The organism is Flavobacterium frigoris PS1 (assembly GCF_000252125.1).
GTDB lineage: Bacteria > Bacteroidota > Bacteroidia > Flavobacteriales > Flavobacteriaceae > Flavobacterium > Flavobacterium frigoris_A.
The window spans coordinates 56,735-70,656 of record NZ_AHKF01000025.1 but is presented as its reverse complement, the minus strand read 5'-3'; the positions used below and the strand labels follow the sequence as shown (position 1 = coordinate 70,656).

The window sequence follows — 13,922 nt, the reverse complement described above, 5'->3', positions numbered from 1 at the left end:
TAGGACTTTATCTGCGAATGAAGATGGATAAGTACAGAAGGGGGTATCATAAAAATGATAGTTGGAAGAGTAGGAGGAAGGGGTGAAAAAGATGCTGATGAGGTGTTTTTTTTTGTTTTTATATAAATGTATCTGAAGAAAGTTTTCTATCGTGATTTAATTTAAATCAAATATCACTAAAAGTGGGTATTGTTTCGTATTGTTAATCTCAATATCTTACGAACCTATTATTTAATTTTAAAACACTTATTATGGAAAGCATTCAAGCAATTAAACCTGGCCCAAAACCAAAGACAGACGAAGGGAAAGATGATAAAAGAAGACGGGTTAATCCTGAAAATCAGCCTAAACATCCTAATTTAAAACCTCATAAACATGAACCTAATGACTGATTTATAGGATGCTATTTTAGATTTCAGTATATGTGTTGCGGTATTTCTAATGTATCGAAATAGTATTATTATCAAAAGTAATTTATAAAAGGATGCACAATATTGGTCATCCTTTTTGTTTTTATAGAAAGGAATACTCATCAATACGGGATTAAAGCTTATCAAAAAAGGATTATTTGATTTCGTGCTAAAAAATGAAATCTTATACGTTCTATATTTGAGATATGGAATGGTACGAAATAATAGGGCTTATTGTGGTATGGTTTTTAGGTCTTTACCTGAGAGGGAAGATTTATGAGTTTAGGAGGGATTATAATAAAAATGATAGCTGGAAGGATAGGTGAAAGCAGTGAAAAATGGATGCTGAGGTTTATTTATTTTTTTTACTGATAATGTGGGAAACCGTAAAGAATTACAGAAATGGTTTTGTATGTTTGGTACAGAGCTGTATTAAGTAATTTTGTGGAAGAAAAATAATCTAATTTTGGTGGATTACAGCTATTTTTATGACTTCTATAAATAAGTTGGTAGAAATTTTGAGAAAAACGAGGCTAAATAGAAATCAACAGTAAGTAATGAAGAAAACAAACTATTTTTATATCGATGAAGCTGGACACATCAACAACAACTCAAATATTTTTATTCACGGTTGTGTTAAAACAGATACTCCCGAAACCTTATTAAAAACAATAAATGAAATAAAAGATGAAATTTTAAATGATGACCATTTTATAGAAGATATTGAGGAAATTAAAGAGCAAGGTTTTCACGCAACGGAAAATCATCCAGACGTTAGAAAGTACTATACCAGCCGCTTACATTATTTTAATTTTAGAGCATATTTTGTAGTCGTTAATAAAAAATCCGAATATTTTAAAAATTTAAAAACAGACAAAGAAGATTTTGAAATATTTGAAATGTTTTTAAGGAAATTAATAAATGACAGAATACAAAGTAATAAAAACGATAAAAATATCTTTTATTTTGAGGATATTGAGATTGCGAAAAAATCTTTCAAAAATATTGTGAAAGATATTTTTGAATCTTTTGACGAGACATTTGACCTTGAATATCACATTGCAGGTAAAGAATTAATTAATCTATCAATAATTGATTATCTAAATTACATACTGTATAGTATTCTAAAAAGTGATAAAAAAGATGACCGAATGGAAAAAAACTTTAATTTAATCTCCCCAAAAATAGGCGTTATTAATATCTTGCATAAAAATGTTTTTTTAGGAAGAAAAAAAACAGATGACAAAAAAATCAACATAACCAATTTAAAAAGAGAATATAGTGGGTAGTTAGGGTAAAATTATGGATATGAGTTCGTATCCGATTATTAGAATAAATTACTATCTACCTTACCCTAACGCCCACTTATTTATTAAAGATGGATTTACTTCAAATAGGAACAAAAAAACAATTTTTATATTTTTTAAGATGTAGAGAATCTTTTTTAGATTCCGTCAATTTAAGAGAATATGTGATAATTGATAATAAAAAAAATGTAAATGTTGATTTCAAAATACTTGAAAGTACAATCGCTATTGAAAAATTTTATATCGAGAAAAGAAATCCAACTTTAGGTTATCGAACTATACATAATTCTTTAAATCACGAATTAGAACATTGTCAAAAAACATTAAATACTGGACTATCTAATATTTATAGACCATTAGATTGTGTTCAAGGTTTTGTATTCAAAAAAAACATTAAAACAAATGCTTTCGTGCATCTGGCAAAAAAACAAATTCTTACATTAGACATTAAGGATTTTTTTGAAACAATCACCCAAAATCAAATTATTGAATCACTTACTAAGTTGGGTATAAATATTCAAGTTTCTGAATGGATTTCTAATATTGCTTGCGTAAATGGATATTTAGTGCAAGGTTTTAGTACTAGTCCGATTCTTGCAAATATTGTTGCTGTAGAAATGGATATGGAAATCCTTAAAAATATTGATGAAACAATTAATTATACTCGTTACGCAGATGATTTATATTTTTCAAGTGATTCAGCTCAATTGAATCTCGAATTAATTACAAAAATTATTACTAAATATGGTTTTGAAATTAACAATTCAAAAACCAAACTAATGAAAAGAGGTCAAAAACAATATGTTACAGGACTTTCTGTATTTGATAATAATTATCCGAGAATTCCAAAAAAAATAAAGCGAGAATTAAGATTAGAGGCATATTACATTGGAAAATATGGATATGAAGAACATATTATGCGAAAATTAAAAATTAAAAAATATCAATTAAAAAATCAAGAAATTAAAAGTTTAATCATTAATGAAATCGATATTACTCGTGATAGAATATATGGTTGGTTACATTTTATAAATTCTATTGAACCTAACTTCAGTAAAAAAATCACACAAGAATTAAAAAAAACTTCTGGCAACAACTAGAGTTTCGTTGCGGGCGCAGCACAAACAATGAAAGCTGTGTTGTACGGCATCGGAGGTAGTTTTAAAAAGAAAAATAATTGTAGTTTAAATAATATATATACTTTAATTAACAAAATAAAGTTCGTCCGGAGGTTTCTAGATGGACTGACGTTGACGGTAATTTTAAAACCATGAATACAAAAAACAACAACTTTCATTCTTTATGAATATTTTTTTAGATACTTCTGTACTTTACAAAGATCCTTTTTGGAAGGGTAATTTTTTTAACGAACTCATTGAAATAGTTAAGGAAAAAGAAATCAATTTATATATTTCTAATATAGTTTTAATGGAGCTTGAACATAATTACAAAAAAATTATTGAGCAAGAAACTATAAAACTAGACAAAGTAAATACGCAAATAAATCAATATAACATTAAGATTAATAATTTAACAAGTATTAATCTGGAGGAGTCATTAAAAACTTTAAATGAATTTTACAATCAATTGGTTAAAGATGATACAATAAGAATATTAGATTATTCAAACGATATGTTGCCTGAAATTGTTCAAAGAGCAATTGAAAGAAAAAAACCATTTACAGAGAATAAAACTGAATTAAAAGACACTATTATCTGGTTAACTTATGTTGACTTTGTGGAAAAGCACAAGTTGAATGATTGCATATTATTAACTAGCAATATTTCTGACTTTTGTGATACAGAAAAAGCAAAAAAAGATATTTTCGAAATTCATTCAGAATTACAAAAAGATAGTAAGAGGTTTAAAGTATATAAGGCTCCAAAAGAATTAATTCAAAATGAAAAATTAAAACTTCAATTCATATCGCAAAGATTTAGCGTTTGGTTGGAAGATCAAGATTTTAGCAACAACTTTGTATTAGATATAATAAAAGAATCTTTTGAAAAGGAAATAACTAGAAAAATTGAAAGAGAATATGAAAGTTTAGAGCCTAGCGATATTTTTGAAAATGATGAATACTACGTTTCTGGTTATGTGAGTACAGGATATTTTGACATCTTTGAAGTAGATTCAATCCAAGTTGATAATTTTAATGAAGAATGTATAATATCGGGTGAGGTTTATATTAGCTGTGATGTTGAAGCTTATGAATATAATTCTGTAAGAGATCCCGGAGAAGATAGCCATCGCTTCTATGGAGAAACAACAAACGTAATTAAACTAATATTTTCATTTTATTACAACAAAACTGAAATACCAAGAAGTTTAAATTTAGATAACTTTGAAATTATAGAATAAAAACTACCGCCAACAGCAAGGGCTCTTTGCGTTCGCATCACGAACAATGAAGCTGTGTTATACAGAGGCGGAGGTAGTTTAAAAAGAAAAATAATTGTGGTTTAAATCGCATATATTTACTTTCAAATTAATAAATTAAAATTCGTTTAAAGGTTATTAGACAAACTGACGTTAGGCGCAATTTAAAAATACGAAAATGCCAAGACTTTTAAAAAATGATACAGTAAGATTAATTGAAGCAAGTATAGAAGCTCTTGGACTAGCGCAATTCGGTATTTGTACATTTAGAAGAGATCAGCTTAAAATAGAACAAGTAAGATATTCTGCAGAAATTGGACTTATTGGATGTTCTATCGAATTAGCTATGAGTGCAATTCTAATTCAAGCACTTGGCAAAAAAAGTATCTTTAGAGATTATGAGAGTGGAAAGTATAAAACTGCCTCTGAAATTTTAAGTGACTTTCGTTCTTTGTTACGTCAATCCTCTTCGAACATACTTTTCCTGATAAATGGAGTTAGCAAATCAGAAGAACATATAAATCGAATACTGGAATTGACCAATAGGTTTCAATTAATAATAACAAGTAGAGCTAATGGCTTACATAATGGATATGGGCTTAAATATGAACTAGTAGCATCACTTTTTCAGAATGTGTCCGAATTCCTATATTTAATATCAAATTCCAATAACCTTAAACCATACTTGACAAAAATACCTGAACTAGTTGGAATTAAAATAGATAAAGACATCTTAATTGATGACCTCTATAATAAACTGAGAGATTCTAAGAATGCACAGGAGCAGAAGATCTTAATTTCGTCGTTATTTTTAATTCTGCCTGAAATACCTAAAAAATTACCTGAATGGATAGAGAAATTTGAAAGTCTTAAAATAGCTCCAAAGAAAACTGATATTGTTTATTTAATTGATGCTTTGGAAAAAGCAAATCCTGTTTCGTTGAATAAAGTCACTGATTCAAGCAATCAACTGAATGTTAAAATAGTGGGACGAGACGTTGAGGATGCAATTCCAATCTCTGCTCAATTTTTAAAATCTGAGTTTACTCAAATACGAGATCAATTCTATGCTGATATAGCTACGGCAAACGGAAGATTAAATAGTAAACAGCTTGATTTGCCTCCTAAATCATCAATTTATAATGCATTTGCATTTGGTGTCGATGAATTGCAAATCCTTGAAAAAGGAAAAGAATTTACTGCACATCAAACTTGGCCATTTATAGTAGAAGCAATTAATGTGGCAAAAAATAATACTTCGACACCCTATTGGTTTTTAATTAGAATGACAAATGATTTAGGACAACTAAAATCTTGTCTTAAAAAGGCATATAAATATGGAAACAGTTCGCTGAAGAAAAATATTACTATCGTTTTAGGTGGAATTGAGGCTATTGAAAATGAAAAATATATTGAGTCAAACTCAGTTTTTATTCAGCAAATTATTTCTGAAACAGAGACATTTATTAGCAATATCGATAAACTTGAAAGTGTATATAAAAAAAATGGACTTAATGGATTAACTGATGATTATGAAAATGATCTTGAGGAACTTTTCTTGGAAGAAAAATCTATATCTGAGCTTTTGGCTAAACTACTCCAAGATGAAAGCGTATCGGATTCTTGTAAAAAGCATTGGGTAGCTAAACTAACATCTCTTATGCCTGAAAAAGATGATTTACCAATTTTTGCTAATATTTTAGATAATATTGAATTCAAAAATGCGCATACCAACATTAGAAAAGTGTTTAGAGCAAATGATTTTGCCGATTATGGACCAAAAATAAAAAGCGCCTAATACATGTCTCTAGATATTTGCAAACTAATTGGAATTGTCGTTTGTAATCGTATTTTAGTTTGGCAGAAAATACTCTGCTTCAAAGTCCGCAAACCGCTTGAGGTGTGGGAATTGTGTAACATATAAAAAAAACAGAAATGGCGAACAAAATTTGGTTTGAAATGGTTGATAAAAAATACGGAGAAATATATTTAACAAAGTATCTTTCACTTCAACGTACTTTAAAAAAATATTTTACCATAATGACGCTTTTAGTTTCTGTTAGTGGAATATTAAGTTGGAAATTCTTTGAAGATTATGCTTGGATAGCTTTTGTCCTTATTGCAATTATGCAACTGGTTATATTGATAGAAAATCAAATTATTAGGTCTGACAAGGAAATAGAAGAAATTAGTAATTTAAGAATGATGTACACTAAATACTTCAATAAACTTGAACAACTTTATACTGAATTTCATTATAACAGAATAACGAAAGAAAATGCAATCGACAAATATTTTGAATTACGAAAAACTGATTGGGAAAAAATTGAAGAACTTGATTGTAAATTAGACATTAAAAAATTTAATTACTTGATGAATGAATCAGAAAATGAATCTAACCAATATATAAATCAATACCATAATTATGAGCAAACAAAATAATTCAACACCGCCACAAAAGCCAAGCGGAAACCCAACAAATAATCCAGGAGGAAACAATGGAAAAGCAAGAGGACAAGTACCTCATATGAAAAACCCACCGCCACCGCCTAAAAAAGATTAAGGGTTTTGACGGATTGGCTTAATTTGAAAATAGTTTGTATTTGGAATGATTTGGCAAATCCGAATAATGGGCTTAATTTAGTCCCAAACACGCTGTAGTAAGACGAGAAGTTATATGCAAGCAAACAGAAAATATGGCTACAGAATTTGACTTAGATAAAAATAAATTATTCGAAATTTTTATGAAAAAGGAATTGAAAACTTATATCATGCAAATACTATTGCGACGTCAATTTCTTTCTTAAATGAAAAATCGCTTTTATCTCGAAAATATGTTGTTGACAATAATTTATTCCAAACAGGTCAATATTCTGATGAGAAAGATAAAAAATTTGATATTTGGGACGGGATATTTTTAGATGCAATGGATATACATACCGTATTTAATAGAAGGAACAAATACGGTCCACTAGTATTTTCTTTCAATGTGGAGTTACTTAAATCGGAACACGTGAATAATGTTAGAATTACAAAAGTTAATCCAGTACATTGGAATTCCACGCAATCGGAAAAAGATTGGTACTATTCTGATTTAGATGAATTCAAAGACAAATATAAAAGGGGAAATAAACTAAAGGATGTTGGATCAATGTTAATTTTAAAAGACATTAATGGGAAACTTCCTTTACGTCCATTTCTGAATAAATTCATACTTGACAATCCAAATGTTTCAGTTAATTATAATGGCAATGAAACTTATCTGTCTGACATAGTCACAGAAAAACTTTTAGAAGAATTAACTAAAAATGAATTTGAGGATGTACCGAAACATCTGAGACACAAAAATAGTTTAGTTAATTGTAGTTGTTGGTCGCAATATAAAAATTTTAATCGTGGAGATTTGAGCGATTTAAAAAAGCTTTTTCATCCAGATCCTGGAGCATAGATTGCCTGGATATAACAGTTAGGGCTTGTTGCGTGCGTAGCACGAACAATGAAACTCAGGTTGAACGGAACTGGAGGTAGTGAAAAGTGAGCGAAATTTTCGTTTTACCCCTTCCCTAAAAGGAGTCGAAAATTTAGGACCTGATTATCGGAAGTTACTGCTTCTTCTAAGCTTGAAAAAGGCGTTTGATGTCGGGGAATTCCTGTGATGTGTTGCCTTCTTAAAAATAAGAATAATCCTCTTTTTATACAAGTATTTTGTTATATTTGGAGTAGTAAAACGCTGGTTTGTTCACAGACTGGTGACGTTATATAGCATTAAAATAATATGAACGAAATAATTGAAAGATTTAAGAATTTAGATTTAGAAAAAGCTTCTGAAAAGGATGTACTTAATATATTTGATAAACTTAGATTTCTTCCTGCTCCAATTACAGACTATCATGAAGGAAAAATAATCCATAGAGCTCGTAGAATTAGTAAAGGACAAACAGTTAACCTAAATTCCGAACTTTCTTATACTCCAGAACAATTTAATAATAGTTTTCAAAGAGCAAGTACACCAAGACAAACTATGTTTTATGGGGCGGTTATCCCAGAAATACGAGGTGAAATAGAAGTGCCAAATGAAAGAATTATTGGAGCCTGTGAAATAAGCGACTTTTTAAGAAACATAGATTTTCCTGATGGAGAAGAAACAATAGTATTTGGTAAATGGAGAGTAAAAGAAACCATATCGTTATTATCTATTATTGACCCTGCAACCGAATTAAACAAAATTGCTTTTTTTAAAGAGATGACCGAGGGCTATCATAAATTCTTAGAACACATCAATGATGAAAAGAATAATGCAATTCTATTTCAAGAATTTATATCATCTGAATTCTCTAAACCGAAAATTAATAGCGAGAGAGATTATCTAATTAGTGCTTTATTAACTGAAAGAGTAATTAATCAATGTGATGGAGTAATTTATCCAAGTGTCAGAGCTGATTATAAAGGTCTTTGTGTTTCAATAAAGCCTGAAACAGTAGATGAAAAAATGGAATTAATTGAAGTTCTTGAATGTTCTGTCATTAAAAAAAATGGGGCTGTTAAAATTACAAATTTAAGATACGCAGAAGTAAATCCTGAAGAATCAGAATTTGAATTAAAAGAGATAAACGCGATATAACAATGTGTATAAAACATAGCTAATAAGTGTTTAATCCAGTGATTCGTACTCATTTGCAAAGACCGCCAAATTTTTAAATTTGGCTTTTGAGAGTATTAAGATAAAAAGAAAAATTTAAAAATTGGGCTCGTGTTTAATCCGAAAAGTTAGCGTTTTTTTACACGCTACGTTCCATACACAAGACCGTTGTAAAACATTAAAAGAAAGAAATTGTAAACTCAAGAGTTATTCATAAATAAATTAATGCTGATATTGCAAATCATATGGAGCAATCTGATAAAAACAAAAGAATAAAGTCTAAAGAATACCTAGATAAAACATTTCTTGAAGAATTAAATCATAAAATATGGTGCACAAAAGGAACTAGATTTAATGCTGATAGTCGATTTAAGAAAAAGTCAAAGTTATCAAATATTAGTGTTTCTATTTTATCTGCATATTTAATTATTGCTAGTTTATTTTCTGTCTATAATATTAATCAAAATTCTGATGATAATATCATCAGTTACCTAGTCACAGCTTTATCTATATTATTACTTGTTGTTAGTATGCACGAGAGTAATCAAGACTATAAATTAAGAGCTTTTAATTTCCATAGTTGTGGACTTGAATTAGCTGAAATTTACAATAGATTAAGAACATTCAAAACCTTAGAAGGTGAAAAAAGTGAATCTGAAATAAGTGAATCTGAAATAAGTGACTTTTGTTTTGAGATTAATAACAAATATCAAAGCATTCTAAATAAATATGATAATCATGATGATATTGATTACGACACATTCAGAATTAAAAATTTAGATTATTTTGAAGAAGTTTTTACCGAGAAGGAAATCAAAAAAATTGAAAGAAAACTTAATTTAAATATATATGCTTGGCATTTATCGATGATAATTATCACTCCAATAATAATTATAGCATTAATAATATTTACTTAAAACGTTTTACAACAAAAGCTATAATTAATACGGGTTTTGGTACTTAATCCAAAGTGAATTGTTTATTTACTAAGTCCGCCAAATCTTTTTGATTTGGCTTTAAAAATGAAAAGATAAAATAAAATAAAATAAAAAGTTTTGACTAAGTGCTAATTCGGAAATTCTGTAATTTTAATTCCCGTACTAACCATAGCCTGGACGTTATAGCCAATTGTATCAACTTTGATCTATGAATGAACAATTACCAAGAGAACTTACAGATTCTGAAATTTCCTTTCTTGAGGAATTAGAACTTTATAATAAAGTACTATGCTTTATTGCCGATATTTCTATATGTCAAGGAGGAATTGATGCTGATGGGCGCGGTGTACGTGGAATGAAAATTTTCACAAGACAAACTGTAATCGCTTTTTCTCTTAGTCGTATTTTTCCTAAACCCCAAAAAACGACTTCTTACGATACAGAATTATGGGATGTTTTATCAATTGCTTCAATTACACGAAATCTAGTTGAGGGTTATTTAGCTTTACATTATTTTGGTTTAGAAAAAATTTCTGATGATGAAGCTGAATTACGATTTCTCATTTTACAATTACATAGAAATATTGAGTGGTTCAACATTAGAAAAATTGAAGAAGGTGATGAAGAATATAAAGAATTTTTTGAAGGAATTATTAACCAAAAAAAGCAAATTAAAAATCATCCATACTTAAATAATCTATCTGTATCAAACCGGAATAAGGCCCTTAAATTTTCTGAAATGTATAGAACCAAATCTGACTTTGAGAATAGTTTACCTATTTGTAATGATTTAATAAAAATTTATAGGCTTCTTTCAAACTTAGTTCATCCGTTACCAATGTCGATCGAACGAATTGATAATGAGAATGGCAGAGGTATCGGTTCAGAAATGGATATTCAGTATTGTATCCAATGCATATTATTAGCTAGAAGATTTCTTGCTGCAACTGTTGTTGATATTGTGGATTTTTTCTCAGACAGTTTCGTTGAATTTTCTGAAAGGCTCGAGGAAATACGCTATTTACAATTTAAAGGATTTGAAATAGAATAATACAACTGCTATAACAGCTAAGTTTTCGTTGCGTGCGCAATACGAACAATGAAACCAGTGTTGAACGGAACTGGAGGTAGTTTAAATCCTGTATATTTATTTCCTAATTAACAAAAGAAAGTTATTTTGAAGGTTTTTAATTCGATAGTTATCCGGACGACTGACGTTAGCGATAATACGCAAAAAAAAAACGAAAAACTAAATGGAAAGCACAGAAATAAGTCAGATAAAAACACTACTCAAAAGTCAATTTGAGAAAGATCTTTTTGATGCAAGTCTTGAAAATTTAAAAGAAAAAAACAATAAAATTAGATTTAATAATTTTGCTTACAGCATTAGAGAATTATCAAGACATTTTCTGCATAATCTATCGCCTGATGAGGAAGTTCAAAAATGTGTTTGGTATAAAAATGAAACTGAAATAGCGGGACAAATTTCAAGAGGCGAAAGGATTAAATATGCTATTCAAGGTGGATTGACTGATAAGTTTGTAGATGAAGAAATTATTGAAATTGAAACAATTATACAAAGGAAAAAAGAAATAAAGGATTGTGTAGAAATATTGAATAAATATACTCATATAAACCCTAAAACCTTTGACGTTTCTCAAGTAAATATTGACAGATATACAGAACAAATTTTATCTGCATTTAAAAAATTTGCAGAAACCATTGAAAATACACACAATATAATTATCGACGAACTATATGAAAAAATTCAAGATGAATTTATACAACATAGTCTTTACGAAATAGCTGATAGTGTTGATATTTTAGCTACGCATCATAATTTAGAAGAAATTTCACCAACAAAATATCACATATCTAAAATTGAAAGTAAAACAATGAAAATTGAAACTGATGGTGTTGTGTATGTTAGACTTCAATGGGGCTCAAATAGTGATTTGAGAAAAGATATTGGAGCCGAAATGCACACTTCATTCCCTTTTAATTGTAATATAAATGTTGAAATAAATAAAACTTTAGAGGATGCAACTGTTGAAATTGAGGATTTTTTAATTGACACAAGCGATTGGTATGAGTAAGTACTACCGCCAACAGCTAAGGGTTCGTTGGGCTTAAAAAGCCAACAATGAAGCCACGGTTGAACGGAAACTAGAGGCAATTTAAATCCCGTATATTTACTTCCTAATTATTAAAATAAAGGTCGTTTGGAGGTTTTTAAAGAGACTGACGTTGTAGGCAATGCTACCGCAGAATCAAGAATTTAACACATTTTTTTATATTAAACTAAAATGAACATAAACTTTTTTTCTAACTTATTTCTTTGGTTACTATTTATAATTTTACCAGAAATTGTATTTTGTCAATCGGCCGACTTTGTTACTCAAGATGTAAAGTTTGAAAGTCAGGGCGTCACTCTTGCAGGCTCAATTTTAACGCCTAAAAAAACAGTTGCAGCAGTTGTAATTGTTCACGGGTCTGATCCTGTAAAAAGAGAAATGGACTTCGTAATACGTCTTGCCAAAGAAGGTATTGCTGTATTGACATATGATAAACGTGGAGTTGGAGAATCAGGCGGTGTATATGTAGGACCATCTGTTGGCACGAATAACATTGACAATACTAATCTTGATTTATTATCTCACGATGCAAGTGCAGCAGTAAATACATTTCGAACCTATTTGAAGGATAAAAAAATACCAATTGGATTAGTTGGCTTCAGTCAAGCAGGATGGATAATCCCAATTGCTGCAAGCAAAAATCCACAAATCGAATTTATGGTTTTATTTAGTTGCCCTACAATTACAACTCTAGAACAACTTCGATTTCAGTTTTATACTAACGGCAACAATAATTTTTGGGAAAATCATACAGAAGCAGATGCTCGTGAACATACTAAAAATGACCCAGACAGGTATCAATTCGTGGCGACTGACCCAAAAAATTCTCTGAATACTCTTTCAATTCCGGGACTTTGGCTTTTTGGTGAGAAAGATATACAGATTCCAGTAAAGTTGTGTATGGAGCAATTAAATACATTGAAAGCTCAAGGTAAACCTTTCGAATATACTTTGTTTTCTAAATTAGGACACAATACTTCTTCCGGCGATATTACAGAAACTGTTGCTATTTCAATTCAATGGATAAAACAGAAAACTTTTAATAGTAAGAAGTCTAAATTATCAAAATAAAGCACTGCCTAAAACAGCTAAGGCTTCGTTTGGCTTGAAAAGCTAACAATGAAGCCTGCGTTGAACAGAAACTAGAGGCAGTTTAATTTCTGTATATTTACTTCCTAATTAATAAAATAAAGATCGTTTTAAGTTTTTTAGACGAATTGACGTTAGTGGCAATTTTAGAAAAATCACGGTAGCAACTACTTGGATAATTATAATTTATGTAGCTTTACACTGATTAACAAATAGATAGTGTAATGGAGAAAATTGGAATTAGCAAAATTGTTGAATTTATACGTCTTAAAGATGGTCCTAGACAGACTTTTATAAATAATCTTAAAAAACCTAAACCACCAAAAAAAATAAAAACAGAAGAATCATCTGATGGAGGGGATTATTGGTCTACATCTATATGGGCCATTAGTAATGCTTACAAGAACAATAAACCTATATTAATCAAGGATAAAATTGCAGATTTGTTTGAAAGGCATGGTAAAGCAACCGCCAAAACATCAAAGGATATGTATTTACAAAACATTCAAATCCTACACAATGTTGAAGATTATGATTTGAAAGTGTTTAAGCCTCAATTCGATCTACAGTACCTTTCAAAACCAAAAGAAAAATCTATTTTCAAAATTAAAGATATTCCTGTTCAAGTATTACCTCAATATGTATTCACTTTTAAAGAAAATGATATTTCAAAAATTGGCGCAATTTGGTTTATTGCAAAAATAAAAGGTTACAGCATAGAGGAAATTGGTCTTTTCGCAGATGCATTATATAGATATTTAAATCTCAACTACTCCAAAGATTTTGAAATTAATTCCAATTATTGCGTAGCATTTGATGTTAGTAGCCTACAAGAAGTTCGATATAGCACAGTCGAAAATAATTCTATAGTAACTCTGTTGGATTCTGTGATGGACATTTTGAAGCCTTTTTTAAAATGAAGCCTTCCCTAGCAAGTGTATCGATTGTGCCCACAATCTATCAATTAATAAAATAATTTCAATGATACGGTATTGTGTTTTCTATTATGATAGTCGTGTTTATTG

At 29.4% G+C, this 13,922-nt stretch carries 14 protein-coding genes; all 14 read left to right on the top strand.

Annotation, left to right across the window (positions count from 1 at the left end):
- Positions 1-251: 251 nt before the first annotated feature.
- The 14 genes from HJ01_RS17790 (at position 252) to HJ01_RS15445 (ending at position 13,817) form a co-directional block, all read left to right on the top strand.
- Positions 252-392: a hypothetical protein gene (locus HJ01_RS17790; RefSeq protein WP_007139434.1), complete on the top strand. Its 141-nt coding sequence runs from the start codon at positions 252-254 to the stop codon at positions 390-392.
- Between the two features lie 575 nt (positions 393-967).
- The gene (locus HJ01_RS15500) at positions 968-1,699 is read left to right on the top strand and encodes a DUF3800 domain-containing protein (protein WP_007139432.1); all 732 of its coding nucleotides are present in this window, start codon (positions 968-970) and stop codon (positions 1,697-1,699) included.
- Positions 1,700-1,788: 89 nt separating this feature from the next.
- Positions 1,789-2,817 (top strand): reverse transcriptase family protein, encoded by a 1,029-nt coding sequence (locus HJ01_RS15495; RefSeq protein WP_007139431.1) that lies wholly within the window; start codon positions 1,789-1,791, stop codon positions 2,815-2,817.
- 202 nt (positions 2,818-3,019) lie between these two features.
- Complete coding sequence (locus HJ01_RS15490) at positions 3,020-4,078, top strand: PIN domain-containing protein (RefSeq protein WP_007139430.1); 1,059 nt, start codon at positions 3,020-3,022, stop codon at positions 4,076-4,078.
- Positions 4,079-4,274: 196 nt separating this feature from the next.
- The gene (locus HJ01_RS15485; RefSeq protein WP_007139429.1) at positions 4,275-5,894 is read left to right on the top strand and encodes a hypothetical protein; all 1,620 of its coding nucleotides are present in this window, start codon (positions 4,275-4,277) and stop codon (positions 5,892-5,894) included.
- 137 nt (positions 5,895-6,031) lie between these two features.
- The gene (locus HJ01_RS15480; protein ID WP_007139428.1) at positions 6,032-6,538 is read left to right on the top strand and encodes a hypothetical protein; all 507 of its coding nucleotides are present in this window, start codon (positions 6,032-6,034) and stop codon (positions 6,536-6,538) included.
- Positions 6,522-6,659: a hypothetical protein gene (locus tag HJ01_RS17685; protein WP_007139427.1), complete on the top strand. Its 138-nt coding sequence runs from the start codon at positions 6,522-6,524 to the stop codon at positions 6,657-6,659. The genes HJ01_RS15480 and HJ01_RS17685 overlap by 17 nt, the downstream gene beginning before the upstream one ends.
- Positions 6,660-7,109: 450 nt before the next feature.
- Positions 7,110-7,544 (top strand): hypothetical protein, encoded by a 435-nt coding sequence (locus tag HJ01_RS15475; RefSeq protein ID WP_138984275.1) that lies wholly within the window; start codon positions 7,110-7,112, stop codon positions 7,542-7,544.
- 327 nt (positions 7,545-7,871) lie between these two features.
- A complete protein-coding gene (locus HJ01_RS15470; RefSeq protein ID WP_007139425.1) occupies positions 7,872-8,717 on the top strand; it encodes a hypothetical protein in 846 nt (281 codons plus the stop codon).
- 263 nt (positions 8,718-8,980) lie between these two features.
- On the top strand, positions 8,981-9,652 hold the full coding sequence (locus HJ01_RS15465) for an SLATT domain-containing protein (protein ID WP_007139424.1): 672 nt from the start codon (positions 8,981-8,983) through the stop codon (positions 9,650-9,652).
- A 229-nt stretch (positions 9,653-9,881) separates the two neighbouring features.
- Entirely contained in the window at positions 9,882-10,724 is an 843-nt protein-coding gene (locus HJ01_RS15460) for a DUF5677 domain-containing protein (protein WP_007139423.1), read from the top strand.
- Positions 10,725-10,926: 202 nt separating this feature from the next.
- Entirely contained in the window at positions 10,927-11,769 is an 843-nt protein-coding gene (locus HJ01_RS15455; protein ID WP_007139422.1) for a hypothetical protein, read from the top strand.
- A 210-nt stretch (positions 11,770-11,979) separates the two neighbouring features.
- Positions 11,980-12,879 (top strand): alpha/beta hydrolase family protein, encoded by a 900-nt coding sequence (locus HJ01_RS15450; protein ID WP_007139421.1) that lies wholly within the window; start codon positions 11,980-11,982, stop codon positions 12,877-12,879.
- Between the two features lie 242 nt (positions 12,880-13,121).
- Entirely contained in the window at positions 13,122-13,817 is a 696-nt protein-coding gene (locus HJ01_RS15445; RefSeq protein ID WP_007139420.1) for a hypothetical protein, read from the top strand.
- Positions 13,818-13,922 lie beyond the last annotated feature (105 nt).

Coding starts and splice junctions, on each gene's coding strand:
- HJ01_RS17790 (WP_007139434.1), top strand. CDS start 252: ATGGAAAGCATTCAAGCAATTAAACCTGGCCCAAAACCAAAGACAGAC.
- HJ01_RS15500 (WP_007139432.1), top strand. CDS start 968: ATGAAGAAAACAAACTATTTTTATATCGATGAAGCTGGACACATCAAC.
- HJ01_RS15495 (WP_007139431.1), top strand. CDS start 1,789: ATGGATTTACTTCAAATAGGAACAAAAAAACAATTTTTATATTTTTTA.
- HJ01_RS15490 (WP_007139430.1), top strand. CDS start 3,020: ATGAATATTTTTTTAGATACTTCTGTACTTTACAAAGATCCTTTTTGG.
- HJ01_RS15485 (WP_007139429.1), top strand. CDS start 4,275: ATGCCAAGACTTTTAAAAAATGATACAGTAAGATTAATTGAAGCAAGT.
- HJ01_RS15480 (WP_007139428.1), top strand. CDS start 6,032: ATGGCGAACAAAATTTGGTTTGAAATGGTTGATAAAAAATACGGAGAA.
- HJ01_RS17685 (WP_007139427.1), top strand. CDS start 6,522: ATGAGCAAACAAAATAATTCAACACCGCCACAAAAGCCAAGCGGAAAC.
- HJ01_RS15470 (WP_007139425.1), top strand. CDS start 7,872: ATGAACGAAATAATTGAAAGATTTAAGAATTTAGATTTAGAAAAAGCT.
- HJ01_RS15465 (WP_007139424.1), top strand. CDS start 8,981: ATGGAGCAATCTGATAAAAACAAAAGAATAAAGTCTAAAGAATACCTA.
- HJ01_RS15460 (WP_007139423.1), top strand. CDS start 9,882: ATGAATGAACAATTACCAAGAGAACTTACAGATTCTGAAATTTCCTTT.
- HJ01_RS15455 (WP_007139422.1), top strand. CDS start 10,927: ATGGAAAGCACAGAAATAAGTCAGATAAAAACACTACTCAAAAGTCAA.
- HJ01_RS15450 (WP_007139421.1), top strand. CDS start 11,980: ATGAACATAAACTTTTTTTCTAACTTATTTCTTTGGTTACTATTTATA.
- HJ01_RS15445 (WP_007139420.1), top strand. CDS start 13,122: ATGGAGAAAATTGGAATTAGCAAAATTGTTGAATTTATACGTCTTAAA.